This window comes from Dyella marensis (genome assembly GCF_049532885.1).
GTDB classification, from domain to species: domain Bacteria; phylum Pseudomonadota; class Gammaproteobacteria; order Xanthomonadales; family Rhodanobacteraceae; genus Dyella_D; species Dyella_D marensis.
This window is the reverse complement of sequence record NZ_CP064029.1, coordinates 1,231,963-1,245,577: the sequence shown is the minus strand read 5'-3', so window position 1 is coordinate 1,245,577 and position 13,615 is coordinate 1,231,963. Positions and strand designations below refer to the sequence as shown.

Below are 13,615 nucleotides of genomic sequence, written 5' to 3'. Positions count from 1 at the left end.
CGGCGATGAACGGCGCCGCGTGCGATCTGTCCCAGTGATCGGTCCGGGCGCTAAGCTGCCGGGCGATCGGGCCGCCGAGATGCGGCCGGGCACGGATACTGTCACAGATGAGAATGACTCGCAATTCACTCAAGCCCCCGCGCCGCCCGGCGCATGCCGACAGGAGCCCCGCATGCGCATCCTGATCGCCGAGGACGACCCTGCCATCGCCGCCGGCGTCTGCGCCTCGCTGCGCCAGAGCGGCCATGCGGTGGACCACGTCAACGACGGCGCGCGCGCCGACAGCGCCTTGCGCGACACCCCCTACGATCTGCTGATCCTGGACCTGGGCCTGCCCAACCTGGATGGCAGCGAAGTGCTGCAGCGCCTGCGCAAGCGCGGCGCCGGCCTGCCGGTGCTGGTGATCACCGCGCGCGAAGGCCTGCGCGAACGCGTGCGCGTGCTGGACCTGGGCGCCGACGATTACCTGGTCAAGCCCTTCGCCCTGGCCGAATTCGAAGCCCGCGTGCGCGCCCTGCTGCGCCGCTACACGGCGCAGGGCGCGCCGGAAATGAGCATCGGCCGGCTGCGCCTGGACCTGCCCGGCCATCGCGCCTGGGTGGACGACGCGCCGCTGGAGCTGACCGCGCGCGAATTCGGCCTGCTCGAAGCGCTGGCCGCGCGTCCGGACCGCGTCACCAGCCGCGCGCAATTGGTGGAAGCGCTGTGCAACTGGGACGAGGAATTGACTGACAACGGCCTGGACATCGCCATCTACCGCCTGCGCCGCAAGCTTTCCGGTTCCGGCACCCAGGTGCGCACCATCCGCGGCCTGGGCTATCTGCTGGAGGAATCGAAGGAAGGCGCGGAGTGAGCGAAGCGCCCGACGCGCAGCCCTGGCTGTACCGCCTGCTGGAGCCGGATGGCCGGCAGAGCCTGCGCCGGCGCCTGCTCGCGTTCCTGCTGGTGCCGCTGATGCTGATGCTGCTGCTGGAAAGCCTGGTCACCTACACCGGCGCCCTGGTCTATTCCAACCACGTGCACGACCGCGACCTGGCCGGCGGCGCCGAAACCGTGGCGCGCATGCTGCAGATGGGCATGGACGGGCCGATCTCGGAGCAGGCCAAGTTCCTGCTGCAGTACGACCCCGAGGGCCACAACAACATCAATTACTTCAGCATCGTCAGCGAGCATCACGGCCTGATCGCGGGTACCTCGACCCTGGTGCCGCCCTCGCGCCTGTCGCTGGCGGTGAACGGCGAGCCGAAGCTGTTCGATGCGGTGGTGGACCGCCGCAAGCTGCGCGCCGCCAGCGTGGTGATCGACAGCACGCACGAAGCCGGCGACACGCTCACCGTCACCCTGGCCGAGACGCTGCGCGATCGCCGCCAGAATGCGCGTGAGATCCTGCTGCTGAGCATTCCCGCGCAGGCGCTGCTGATCGCGTCGGTCTTCGTGCTGGTGTGGTTCGGCGTGCGCATCGGCCTGCGCCAGCTCGACCCGCTGACCGCGCGCCTCGCCGCGCGCGAGCACGATCTGGCGCCGATCGGCGATGCCGACGTGCCGGTGGAGATCCTGCCGCTGACCCGCACCATCGACGGCCTGTTCGCGCGCCTGCGCGCCATGCTCACGTTGCAGGAGCGCTTTATCGCCGACGCCGCGCATCAGCTGCGCACGCCGCTGGCGGGCCTGCGCGTGCATGTGGAACGCGCGCAGGCCGACCCGTCGCGGGAAACGGTGAACGATGCGCTGGACCACATCCTGCGCCTGACCCAGCGCGCCACGCGCACCTCGGGACAGCTGCTGGCACTCACCCGTGCGCAGTCGCCCGATCAGACCGGCGACCCGCACGGCTTGATCGATCTCTGCCGCCTGATGCCGGAACTGCTCGCCCTGCGCGTGCATGAAGCGCTGGCCGCCGGTGTGGACCTGGGCTACGACGGCCCGCAAGGTCCGGTGTGGATCGACGGCGACCGCATCACCCTGCAGGAGCTGCTCGACAACCTGCTCGACAACGCACTGCGCTATGCCGGCCGCGGCAGCATGGTGACGGTGGGCGTGGCCGACGACGAGGACAGCGCCTGCCTCAGCGTGGAGGACAACGGCCCCGGCGTACCGCCGGCCTTCCTCGCGCGGCTTGGCGAGCGTTTCTTCCGTGTGCCGGGCTGCAACGAGGAAGGCACCGGGCTCGGGCTGGCGATCGTGCAGCGCATCGCCCAGCGCCATCGCGCGCAGGTGCGCTACATGGCGGGCAACGAAGGCGGCCTGCGTGTGGAGGTGCGGTTTCCGCATGCACGCACCGCGAGGAAGGACGGCGACGCCTGAGGCCTCGCCGGATCGCTTCCGCGGCCTCGGAATCAACGCTTCAGCGGATTTCTGGAAGAATCGTTGCGCCTTCTTATTGAAGAATTTTCCGGTTTGATAAGCCTGATCGCCGCGCTAACGTTTCCATTCTCAAGAAAATCCCTACACGAATCTGGACGCGTGATCAGCCTGGTCACGACGAGCGTCCGTGCCTGCACTACAAACGGCTCAATCCATTCAGAGGGCCTCCACGTCCATGCGATCGGTCATAAAACAGCTCGTCATTGCCGCCTTGATCGGCGTGACTTCCCTGGCGCCAAAGTTCGCGCACGCAGCAACCTCGGATTGCAGGGGAACCGGCACACCGACGCTCGGATCGAGCGTAAGTCTTTCCAATTTGAACATTCCGCGGGACCTTCCACTGGGTGCGGCCATTCCCGGAGGAAAGCAGTCGATATCACTCTCCGTGAGCTGTCCCTCTACAACCATCACCGGCGGACAGTCGTGGGCCATGGGAGGCTACGAAGCCGTCACGGCCGTTCCAGGGTTGAGCAATGTCTACACCATCTCCGGCGGCCCCTCGGGTATCGGCTTTCGCATCCTGGACGCCTCGGGTAATGCAATGCCCATAGGCACGGTAGGCGGCACGGCGAACGCGGCAAACCTCGGAGCTGCACCGGCGGGGCAAACCAGTTTCAGTTGGCATGGGGCGCTCGAACTCGTCAAAGTAACCGAAAAGCCCGTCGCCGGATCGCAATCCATCAAGCTCTATACGCGCGTCTATAACCAAGCGTGGGCCAATCAGAACGCAGACACCAGCGCTATCACCATTAGCTACACCATCGCACAACCCACTCTCACGACTTGCACCGTGACCAATGCAACCCAAACGGTGACTCTTCCCAATATCTCGATAGCTACTGCAAACGCCAACAGCACCGATGAAAACGGGGGCTATGGCTCAGGGTTCGTGCCGTTCAGTATTTCACTGAGCTGTTCCGCTGGTGCGCAGTTGTTCATGACTTTCACCGATGCGAACAATCCAGCCAACACGGGCGAAATAGTCAGGGCCACAGGTGCACCCAATGCAGGCGATACCTACGGAGTGGGAATCCAGTACAGAAGCTCGGCTGATGAGCAGATACGAATAAAGCTGGGGCCGGATTCTCCAACTGCTGGCACCATCAATCAGATCAAGATCGGAAGTACACCAAATGGCGCAATGAGCCTGAATTTCAGGGCGTTCTATGCCCATAATCCCGGAGCTCAGTTTCCCGTTGGCGCGGTCAATGCCAGGACTACGTTCACCTTCTCTTACCAGTGAAGCAAAACCGCATCGATCGGGGAACGAGACACCATCGGGCAGATCCGATCACAAAATCGGATACTCATAACCTATCAACTATGGATTGAGGCCTTCGCCATGGAAGGCCTCAACGATTCATTGCACTCCGCATGAGACCGGACGCCGAGACGCCCGATCCAAGATAGCAAGCTTGAGGCAGGCCGGGACTACCAAACCATCGCCGCGCCCACCCCCATCCCCACATCACCTTGTGTATTGCCGGTGAGACTACCCTTGAGCACCCAGCGGCCGCCCGGCGTGATCGTCGACAGGCCTACCGCCAGTGCCGACTGTCCCTTGAAGCTGCCGATGCCCGCACCGAGCGCGCTTTGATCGGGCGCGTAGGCCTGCGGCACGTTGGTCGCCGCCAGCGCCGCTGCCGTACCGGCATTGGCCAGCCGGCTCGCCTGCCGGAAGCGGTCGCGCACCCAGTGCTGCACTTCACGCACGGCGTCCTGGACCTGGCCCCAGTTCGCCGCGTCGGTGCGCCCCGTGCCGGCGGCCACGTTGGCGATCTGGCGTTCGTTGCCGGCTGAGCCGACCGAGACGGTGTTGTCGCGGTCGGCCACCGAGTGAGCGCCTACCGCCACGGCACCGTTGCCGCTGGCGGTGCTGTTCGAGCCGAGCGCCGTGCTGTCGGTACCCGTCGCGCTTGCGCCCGTGCCCACCGCGGTGCTGCCGCTTCCGGTAGCGCCAGCGCCGGCACCGACGGCGGTACTGCCAGGTGCCGTGCCCGGCGCGATGGCGGGTTCGTTCCTGCCCCCGGGAACCGGGTCCTTAACCAGCACCGGATGGAGCGCGTCGACTTTCACGTTGAGCGTATCGACGCGGCCATTCAACACGCCGATCTGATCGCCCAACTCCACCCGCAGGTCGTAGAGCTGGCCGCCGTTGACGGCCTCCATGCTGCCCAGCGCCACCGTGCCGGCCGCGAGATTGCGGATCACCGTGCCATGCGTGCCGCCCAGGGTGGCGCTGCCCAGCGCGAGGTCGTCGTACACCAGTGCGGCCAGCGTGTTGCCCTCCGGGCCGACCAGGCCTACCGCCTTCAATTGAGCGATCGTCACCGCATCATGATCAGCTTTGCCGTCGGCGACGCCGCTGAGCACGCGCACGCCGTCGGTGCCGGTGAAGTCGACCGCGCCGCCATCGCTGGCGGCAGCCACGGTGACGGTTCGCGTGGCTGCGTCCTGCAGCACCAGGCCGGCGAGGCCGTTATCGATGCGGTTCTGCAGCAGGCTGATGTCGCTGCGGTTGCCGGCGACGTTCTGATTGGTGGCGTGGAGCTGGGCGCCGGTCACCGCATCCGTGCTGATGCTCGACAGGGCGCCTTCGGACAAGCCGGTCAACTGGCGTGTCTGCGTCCTGCCGCCGCTCTTGCTGGACAGGTCGACCGCGTTGCCGCCCAGCGTCCCGCCCAGGCGGATCGTCCCGCTGAGCGCATCCTGCGCGATCAGGCTCTGCAAGCCGGTGATGTTGTCCTTGTTGTCGGTGATGGCGCCATCGAGCCCGCTCAAGGCACCGCCTACCGTGGTGCGCGTGCCGCCATTGGCCAGCACATAGGCGGGACCGGACACGGCGCCGCTGGAGGTATCGAGCTTCGCTCCGCCGCCGAGCGCATCCACCATCGGCGACAACTGGCCGACATTGGTGGCGTCGGTGGCCAAGGTGCCGGCCTGCAGGGCGTGGATCTGGTTCGACCCCACATCGAACGCGCCGCCGATCGAAAGCCCGCCATTGACGAACGTACCCTTGCTGTTGACGACCATCGCCCCGACCACCACGCCCTGCGCGCGCAGCTCGGCAAGGCTGCCGATATTGCAGACCGCGCTGGCTATCTGGCTGCCGAGGGATTCGTTGAACACGCCGCAGCTGGTGTCGTCGTTGTCATTGATATAGAGCATTTCCCTCGCGCGGCCAGCGGGCGCATGCGCTGCCAGCGCGGCCCCGATGAGCCACAGGCCCGCCCCTGTCAAGGGAAGGCGCCGCCGCTGCCGAAAACCTCTTCGCCGGTCTCCCTGCCCTCGCTGTGCCGGCGCAAGCATGCTCCGTGTATTTCTTGTATATCGAAAAGCGCGATAAAACCCATTCATTCCAGATCTCCCGTTATTAGCGTGCACAACTCCACATCCGGCCTTTTTGATGGACCGGTGCAACCCCGCCGTGGAAACAGATATCGCGCCCCTCCGCGCATCCCGGCGCATGTGGAGACTTGATGCTAGGTGGGAAAGGAACGGGAAAAAATCAGATAACCGCTCACCGAATGCGAATTCGGATAATTAGTAAAAACGCGCCCATGCGATGGACGAATTCACATATCGCTCTCAGCGGGAAAACTCGCCATGGAAAATAAGGCGTCCACTCGCGCACAAAAAAAGGCGGCACCGAAGCGCCGCCTTGCTTGCCAGCTTCCCCTGCATGGGAAATATCGACAAAAAAACTTCTCACCCACCGCCGCGGACGCGCATGGCACATCCGCGGCGGCAAAGCCTTACATCGACTTCTTGGCCTTGGTCAGCAGCTGATCCAGCAGCGCGATGGCCAGGTCGATCTCTTCGTGCGTGATGTCCAGCGAGGGCGCGAAGGTGATCACGTTCTTGTACCAGCCGCCCACGTCGAGCACGAGGCCGATCTTCTTGCCGTTGTGCTCCAGGTCGCCGGCCAGGCCGATGTCGACCATCTTGTCCAGCAGCGCCTTGTTCGGGGTGAAGCCGTCGTCGGTGCAGATTTCCGCGCGCAGCGCCAGGCCAAGACCGTCGACGTCGCCGATTTCCTTGTGGCGCTTCTGCAGGTCCTTCAGCGCGTCCAGGAAGTGCGCGCCCTTCTTCGCCACGTTGGTCTCGTAGTCGAGCTCGTAGCCCATCTTGATGACTTCGAGGCCCAGCGACGTACCGAGCGGGTTGGAGTTGAAGGTGGAGTGGGTGGAGCCCGGCGGGAAGATCTCCGGATTGATCATCTCCTCGCGCGCCCACAGGCCGGACAGCGGATTCAGGCCGTTGGTCAGCGCCTTGCCGAACACGATCACGTCCGGCGTCACGCCGAAGTGCTCGATCGACCACAGCTTGCCGGTGCGCCAGAAACCCATCTGGATCTCGTCGACCACCATCAGGATGCCGTACTTGTCCAGCACCTTCTTCAGGTCCTTGAAGAAGTTCTTCGGCGGAATGACGTAGCCGCCGGTGCCCTGGATCGGTTCCACGTAGAAGGCGGCGTATTCGGCCTGGTTGACCTTGGGGTCCCACACGCCGTTGTACTCCGTCTCGAACAGGCGCTCGAACTGGCGCACGCAGGCGTCGGAGTATTCCTCCGGCGTCATGCCCTTCGGGCGGCGGAACGGATACGGGAACGGGATGAACATTGCGCGCTCGCCGAAGTGGCCGAAGCGGCGGCGGTAGCGGTAGCTGGAGGTGATCGACGACGCGCCGAGCGTGCGGCCGTGGTAGCCGCCCTCGAAGGCGAACATCAGGCTCTTGCCGTTCTTGTAGTTGCGCACCAGCTTGAGCGAATCCTCGACCGCCTGCGCGCCGCCCACGTTGAAGTGCACGCGGCCCTTCAGGCCGAACTTCTGCTGCGCATCGACGGCAATCGTCTTGGCCAGCTCGATGCGGGTCTGGTGCAGGTACTGGCTGGCCACCTGCGGCAGCGTGTCGATCTGCGCCTTCAAGGTGTCGTTGAGGCGCTTGTTGCCGTAGCCGAAGTTGACCGCGGAGTACCACATCTGCAGGTCGAGGAACGGCACGCCGGCGGTGTCGTACATCCAGCTGCCCTGGCCGTGGCGGAAGATCTTCGGCGGGTCCACATAGTGCACGGTGTCGCCGAAGGAGCTGTACTGCGCCTCGTCGGCCAGCAGCTGCGCGTCGGGAATCACACCGGTGGCGGCGTTGGGGTCGTAAGCGTTCATCGAGAAATCCGAAATGGGGAAAGGCAGGGTCTTGCTAAGTCAATGACGGGCGCAACCGCGGGCCACAGCCCGCGGCGACGGCCGGCGCCGGACGGGCATGCTCGGCGAGCAGGCTGCCATCGAGCAGGCGCGGCAGCAGTTCCAGCGCATCTTCGAAACCGGTGATCGGCACGTAGGGGATGCCGGCGGCGCGGCAATGCTCGATCAGGCGGTGCTTGGCGAACACGAAGTCGACGCGGTCGGCCGCGCAGAAGTCGGAGGCGCCGTCGCCGATCAGCAGGGTCTTGGCGCCGCCGCTGCGGGCCTGGGCCACGCAGGCGCACTTGCAGGTGCCGCTGCGGCAACCCTCGGCCTGGAACGGCGAGGTCAGCTGCCACTGGCGCGGCGGCTCGGCCGGGGCCAGGTGGTTGGCGGCCAGCGGCAGGTCGTCCAGGCCGTAGCGGCCGAGAATCTTGTGGATGGCGTAGTCGAGGCCGTCGCTGACCACGCGGATCGGCGTACCCAGCTCGCGCGTCCTGGCGACGAAGGCCGGAAAGGCGTGGTCGATCCACAGGCCTTCCAGGTGCTTGTCCAGCTGCGCGCGGCTCATGTCCAGCAGGTCGACCTGGCCGCTCATGCACTCGCGCGAACCGATGCGGCCCGCACGCCAGTCCTGCTCCAGCGCTTCCCAGCCGGGACGGCCGAAACGGTCCAGCAGCGAGTCGATCACGTCCTCGACGGAGATGGTGCCGTCGAAGTCGCAGAGGATGTTCCAAGCCGTCACGCGGTGACTCCAGGGTTCACGATACCTGAACCTTAGGCGTGCACCCCTTTCGGCCCCCTTTCCGGATTCACCCCGCCGGAAGTCATGTATCCGAAGCCCAACATAAGACACCGGACGTTATGCTCGCCGCTCATGCCATTGCTGTCTGTCACCATAGGCCGATACCCTGCACGGCTTGGCTCGCCGGCCCCACCCGGCCGGGCCGCCAGGCGCGGGTTCCCAGGCGGCCGCGACCAGGCAGCCACCCTCCGCCGATGACCGGGAAAGACGTGTTCTCAACCGCTATTCCACCGTCGAACGCGCGTATCGGACGCCTCGCGCCGGTGCTGCTTTGCGCGCTTCTCGGTACCTTGCTGGCCGGTTGCTCGGTCGCCCCCGTGCCGGCGCTGAAGCCGTCCCTGCCCGAGGCCTGGCGCAACGCCCCCGCCAACGTGGCGCCGCCCGCGGCCGACCTGCGCGGCTGGTGGCAGGCGCTGGGCGATCCGGCGCTGGACGGGCTGATCGACCGCGCGCTGGCCAACAACCTCGACGTGGCCCAGGCCGCCGAACGCCTGCAGGCGGCCCGCCAGCTCAACGGCCACTCGCGCGACGGCTACCTGCCCAATCTCCACGCACGCACCAACGACGTGGTGAATCCGGACACCAGCGCCTCCTATTTCATGGTCGGCTTCGACGCCAGCTGGGAATTCCCGCTGTTCGGCGCCTGGCAGAGCAGCAGGCGCGTCGCCGACGGCCAGCTCAACGGCACCCAGGCCGCGCTGCGCGGCGCCCAGGTCTCGCTGGTGGCCGAAGTCACCCGCCGCTGGGTGGAACTGCGCTCGGCGCAGCGCCAGGAAGCCCTGCTGCTGGGCATCCGCGACGCCCAGCGGGAAAAGGCCCGCCTGCTGCAGACCCGGGTCGACCTGAAGCTGGCGCCGCCCACGGAAGCGGCGCGCGCGTCGGCCGAGCTGGCCCGCGCCGAGGCCGCGCTGTCCGAGCCGCGCCAGGCGATCAACGCCAGCGCGCAGCAGCTGGCCGTGCTGCTGGGCCAGAACGAACCCGACCCGGCCTGGCTCGAAGCCGGCGCGCAGCCGCGCCTGGGCGCCTGGCAGCTCACCGCCGCGCCGGCCGACCTGCTGCGCGCGCGGCCGGAGATCGCCGGCGCCGAGGCCGAGGTACTGCGCGCCGCCGGCGAGCTGGGCCTGGCGCGCAAGGACATTTACCCGCACATCGGTTTCGGCTCGTCGATCCAGTGGTCGATCAACATCGCCACCAACCACCGCGCGCGCAACCACGAGGGCATCTTCTCGGCCGGCCCGGTCATCGACATTCCGCTGTTCGACTGGGGCCAGCGCGTGGCCTTGGCGCACGCCAAGGACCACGAACTCAACGCCGCCCTGCTGGCCTACCGCCAGGCCGTACTGCAGGGCGTGGCCGAAACCGAAGTGGCGCTGGGCGACCTGGAGCAGCTGCGCGGCCGCGAACAGGCGCTGCAGCAGGCCGCCGACGCCTCGCGCGGCGGCGGCGACGCGGTGCGCAAGCGCGCCGAGCTCGGCCTGGGCAGCAAGCTGGAGGTGCAGGACAGCCTGATCGAAGGCCACCGCGCCGAGCTGGAACTGGCCAGCGCGATCGCCGCGCGCGACCTCGCCTACGTCTCGCTCTACAAGGCCCTGGGCGGCGCGCCGATGCCGCCGCCCCCGCCGCCGCGGAGCGCCAACTGATGGTGGCGCTGGCCCGCAAGACCCTGGTCTACGAATGGCGCCGCTTCCTGCCCGCCATCCTCGCGGTCGGCTTCGCCGGCCTGCTGCAGCTGCTGCAGGCGGCCCTGGTGCTGGGCATCTTCGGCAGCGCCAGCGTGTACATCACCGGCTCCTCCGCCGACCTGTGGGCCGGCTACCCGGGCACGCAGAGCGTGAACCTGGGACGGCCGATCGACGCCGGCGTGGAAATGCGCCTGCGCATGGATCCGGCGGTGACCCAGGTCGAGCCTTTCCACTGGGTCGACGCCGACTGGCGCGGCCCCAGCGACACCGGCGGCGTCTCGGTGTTCGTCTCCGGCATCGACACCCGCGCCGACGGCATGATGTTCGCGCACGCCCTGCCCGCCGCGCTGCGCGCGCGCCTCAACGAGCCCGGCGCGGTGATCGTCGATCGCGCCGACCTCGGCAGCCTCGGCGTGCAGGTGGGCGACAAGGCGGTGATCAACGGCCACCGCGTGCGCGTGGTCGGCGTCAGCAGCGGCCTGCGCGCGCTGGGCGGCGTCAACGTGGTGGCCTCGCTGGCCACCGCCGCCGAACTCGATACCGACCCGGCCAATGCCACCCGCATGACCTACTTCGTGGCCAAGGTGCACGACCCCGACCAGGCCGCCGCGGTGGCCGCGCGCCTGCGCGGCACCACCTCGTTCGGCAGCTACGACGTGTGGACCGCGCGCGATTTCGCCCGCCGCTCGCAGCTCTACTGGATGTTCGACACCGGCGCCGGCGCCGGCGTGCTGTTCCTGGCCGGCATCGTGTTCCTGGTCGGCGCGGTGATCACCAGCCAGACCCTGGTCGCGGCGGTGATCGGCTCGGTGCGCGAATACGCCACGCTCAATGCCTTGGGCGTGGGTGTCGGCGCGCTGCGCAAAGTGGTGATGGAGCAGGCGTTCTGGGTCGGCGCGATCGGCCTGGTCGGCAGCGCACTGCTGGGCGGCATCTTCTTCGCCTTCGCGCGCAGCCGCAGCGTGCCGGTGGCGCTGGACCCGATCACCGTGGCCGCCTGCCTGCTGCTGGGCATGGGCCTGGCCATCGTGTCGGGCCTCGCGGCGATGCGCAGCCTGCGCCGCGCCGATCCGGCGAGCCTGTTGCGATGAACGCGGGCATGCCTTCCTCCACCATCTCGCTGCAGGCGCGCGGCGTGGCCAAGTCGTTCGAGTCCGGCCGCGTGCGCAGCACCGTGCTGCACGACCTCACGCTGGACATGCGCTCCGGCGAACTCACGCTGATTTCCGGCCCCTCCGGCTGCGGCAAGAGCACTTTGCTGGCGATCCTCAGCGGCCTGCAGCGCCCGGATGCCGGCCAGGTCACCGCGCTGGGCCAGGACCTGGGCCAGCTCGACATCCGTGCACTGGAACGCTTCCGCCTGCTGCACACCGGCTTCGTGTTCCAGGGCTTCAATCTGTTTCCGGCTTTGAATGCGGTGGAACAGGTGGAACTGCCGCTGAGCTACCTGGGCCTGGCGCCGCGCGAGGCGCGCCGCCGCGCGGTGGCCTCGCTGGAAGAAGTGGGCTTAGGTCCGCGCATGCGCCTGCGCCCGTCGGAACTCTCCGGCGGCGAGAAGCAGCGCGTGGCGATCGCCCGCGCGCTGGCCAAGGAACCGGAGCTGCTGTTCGCCGACGAGCCCACCAGCGCGCTCGACGCCGCCAACGGCCAGACCATCATCGACATCCTGCACCGCATCGCCCGCGCGCACGGCACCACCGTGCTGTGCGTCAGCCACGATCCGCGCCTGGTCGGCCATGCCGACCGCGTCCTCGCCATGGAGGACGGCCGCATCCTCAGCGACCGCAGCCAGCCCTCGCTGCCGGACGCCGTTCCGGGCCTCAAGGAATCCGCATCATGAGTTCGCGCCCGCTCTTTTCGAGCTCCCTCCCCCTGCTCGCCCTCGCCGCCGCGCTCGCGCTGGCCGGCTGCTCGCGCGACGACGTCGACACCGGCAAACCGGCGCCGGCCGTCTCGCCGTATGCCGCGGTGGCGCGCGGCAAGATCGATATCGAAGGCGGCCTGCTCAAGCTGAGCATGCCGCGCGACGGCGTGGTCGCCGAGATCAAGGTGCACGAAGGCGACCGTGTGAAGAAGGGCCAGCTGCTGGCCATGCTCGACACCGAACCGTCGAAGCTCGCCGTCACCTCGGCCGAGGCGGAACAGAAGCAGGCCCAGGCCCAGGCCGACCTGCTCGAATCGCGCATGAAGGCCGCCGACCAGCGCGCCGAGCGCCTGGAAGCCGCCGCCAAGGCCGGCGCCGGTGACGCGCAGAGCGCCGACGATGCGCGCGAGGCTTCGCGGCAATTGCAGGGCGAGCTGACCAATGCGCGCGCCAATGCCGCGCTGGCCGCGCAGAAGCTGGCCGGCGCGCGCTACGAGCTGGCCCAGCGCAGCCTGCTGGCGCCGGTGGACGGCGAGATCGTGCAGCGCCTGATCCAGCCCGGCGCCACCGCTTCGCCGCAGGGCGGTCCGGCCTTCGTGCTGCTGCCGGAGCAGCCGCGCCTGGTGCGCGCCGAGCTCAACGAATCCTTCGTGCGCGCGGTGAGCACCGGCATGCGCGCCGAGGTGGTGGACGACAGCGGCAGCGGCATGCCCAACCTCAGTGCGCACGTGCTGCGCATCGGCACCGTGTTCGGCGCCAGCGCGCTGGAAGACGACCCGCTGGTGCGCGCCAACACGCGCACGGTGGAATGCGTGCTCGCCTTCGACCAGCCGCCGCCGGCCTCGGCGCGCATCGGCCAGCGCGTGCTGGTGCGTTTCAGCGCGGGCGATGCGGGCGCGAAGAACGCGGAGCCGAAACAGCCGTGAGTGCGTTCGCCCGCTGGCTCGCGGCGTCCGCCTGCGCCGCCCTGCTCGGTATCGCCGCGCCCTGCCGCGCGGACGACACCGTCGCCTCGGCCAGCGACGCCGACCTGGTCGGCGCCGGCTTTATCCGCCTGCCGGCCTGGCAGGGTTCGCGCGCGCACCGCGACCAGCTCGCGCCCTACGTGCAGGCCAAGCTCGGCGACCGCATCACGCTGTCCACCGACGACGGCGCTACGCTCGACCTGATCATGGGCGAGCATCTGCACGGCGGCCTGTACGGCAACTACCAGTGGGGCCGCAGCCACGAGGATCTCGGCCGGCTCGGCGGCAAGGTCACCTCGCTGTCGCCGCGGCTCAACGCGGGCGGCTATGTGGAATACGACTTCAGCGAAGCGCAGAACGTGGGCATGAATGCCGCGCACGACACGCTGGGCGCCGGCGCTTATTTCAATCTGTACGCCTTTACCGCGCTGCCGCCGATCGGCCGCTACGAGCACGGCCTGCAGTTGCAATGGCAGTGGATGAACGGCCCGGCGATGCGCCGCTTCTTCGGCCTGTCGGCGGTGGAAGCCGCCGCGCTGGGCGTGGCGCCGTGGCAGCCGGGCGGCGGCAGCCAGCAGGTGGGGCTGGAATACGACGGCCTGATTCCGCTGGGCCGCCATCTGGCCACGGTGTTCTCGCTCTCTTATGCGCGCCTGCTCGGCAACGCGGAAGACAGCCCGCTGGTGCGCGGCTTCGGCACCGCCGACCAGTTCACCGGCTCGATGGCCCTGGTCTACCGCTTCGCGCCGTAG

12 protein-coding genes are annotated in these 13,615 nt (G+C 68.1%); 8 read left to right on the top strand and 4 right to left on the bottom strand.

Annotated features, from left to right (window positions below):
• Positions 1-172: 172 nt before the first annotated feature.
• Both ISN75_RS05375 and ISN75_RS05370 read left to right on the top strand, forming a co-directional pair.
• The gene (locus ISN75_RS05375) at positions 173-853 is read left to right on the top strand and encodes a response regulator (RefSeq protein WP_168649094.1); all 681 of its coding nucleotides are present in this window, start codon (positions 173-175) and stop codon (positions 851-853) included.
• Complete coding sequence (locus ISN75_RS05370) at positions 850-2,304, top strand: sensor histidine kinase (protein WP_343203542.1); 1,455 nt, start codon at positions 850-852, stop codon at positions 2,302-2,304. The genes ISN75_RS05375 and ISN75_RS05370 overlap by 4 nt, the downstream gene beginning before the upstream one ends.
• A 216-nt stretch (positions 2,305-2,520) precedes the next feature.
• On the opposite strand, the gene ISN75_RS05365 is transcribed toward ISN75_RS05370, so the two are convergent.
• Positions 2,521-2,688 carry a hypothetical protein gene (locus tag ISN75_RS05365; RefSeq protein ID WP_168649093.1) on the bottom strand — a complete coding sequence of 56 codons (168 nt, stop codon included), beginning with the start codon at positions 2,686-2,688 and terminating at the stop codon, positions 2,521-2,523.
• A 106-nt stretch (positions 2,689-2,794) separates the two neighbouring features.
• Between ISN75_RS05365 and ISN75_RS05360 the strand changes: the two genes are divergently transcribed.
• Positions 2,795-3,607 carry a fimbrial protein gene (locus ISN75_RS05360; RefSeq protein WP_168649092.1) on the top strand — a complete coding sequence of 271 codons (813 nt, stop codon included), beginning with the start codon at positions 2,795-2,797 and terminating at the stop codon, positions 3,605-3,607.
• A 188-nt stretch (positions 3,608-3,795) separates the two neighbouring features.
• Here the strand turns inward: ISN75_RS05360 and ISN75_RS05355 are convergent, their stop codons facing one another.
• From ISN75_RS05355 to ISN75_RS05345, 3 genes are all read right to left on the bottom strand, one after another.
• The gene (locus ISN75_RS05355) at positions 3,796-5,532 is read right to left on the bottom strand and encodes a YadA family autotransporter adhesin (RefSeq protein WP_343820788.1); all 1,737 of its coding nucleotides are present in this window, start codon (positions 5,530-5,532) and stop codon (positions 3,796-3,798) included.
• A 587-nt stretch (positions 5,533-6,119) separates the two neighbouring features.
• Positions 6,120-7,529, bottom strand: a complete 1,410-nt coding sequence (locus ISN75_RS05350; RefSeq protein WP_167252143.1) for an aspartate aminotransferase family protein — start codon at positions 7,527-7,529, stop codon at positions 6,120-6,122.
• A 34-nt stretch (positions 7,530-7,563) separates the two neighbouring features.
• Positions 7,564-8,292: an MtnX-like HAD-IB family phosphatase gene (locus tag ISN75_RS05345; protein WP_168649090.1), complete on the bottom strand. Its 729-nt coding sequence runs from the start codon at positions 8,290-8,292 to the stop codon at positions 7,564-7,566.
• A gap of 269 nt (positions 8,293-8,561) precedes the next feature.
• Here ISN75_RS05345 and ISN75_RS05340 point away from each other — a divergent pair, with 269 nt between their 5' ends.
• Genes ISN75_RS05340 through ISN75_RS05320 form a run of 5 tightly spaced genes read left to right on the top strand, consistent with a single transcriptional unit; the run spans position 8,562 to position 13,615 of the window.
• On the top strand, positions 8,562-9,992 hold the full coding sequence (locus tag ISN75_RS05340; RefSeq protein ID WP_343203712.1) for a TolC family protein: 1,431 nt from the start codon (positions 8,562-8,564) through the stop codon (positions 9,990-9,992).
• Positions 9,992-11,125, top strand: a complete 1,134-nt coding sequence (locus ISN75_RS05335; RefSeq protein ID WP_167252146.1) for an ABC transporter permease — start codon at positions 9,992-9,994, stop codon at positions 11,123-11,125. The genes ISN75_RS05340 and ISN75_RS05335 overlap by 1 nt, the downstream gene beginning before the upstream one ends.
• Before the next feature lie 8 nt (positions 11,126-11,133).
• Entirely contained in the window at positions 11,134-11,874 is a 741-nt protein-coding gene (locus tag ISN75_RS05330) for an ABC transporter ATP-binding protein (protein ID WP_423385131.1), read from the top strand.
• On the top strand, positions 11,871-12,824 hold the full coding sequence (locus ISN75_RS05325) for an efflux RND transporter periplasmic adaptor subunit (protein ID WP_168649087.1): 954 nt from the start codon (positions 11,871-11,873) through the stop codon (positions 12,822-12,824). The genes ISN75_RS05330 and ISN75_RS05325 overlap by 4 nt, the downstream gene beginning before the upstream one ends.
• A complete protein-coding gene (locus ISN75_RS05320) occupies positions 12,821-13,615 on the top strand; it encodes a MipA/OmpV family protein (RefSeq protein ID WP_168649086.1) in 795 nt (264 codons plus the stop codon). Before ISN75_RS05325 ends, ISN75_RS05320 begins: the two co-directional genes overlap by 4 nt.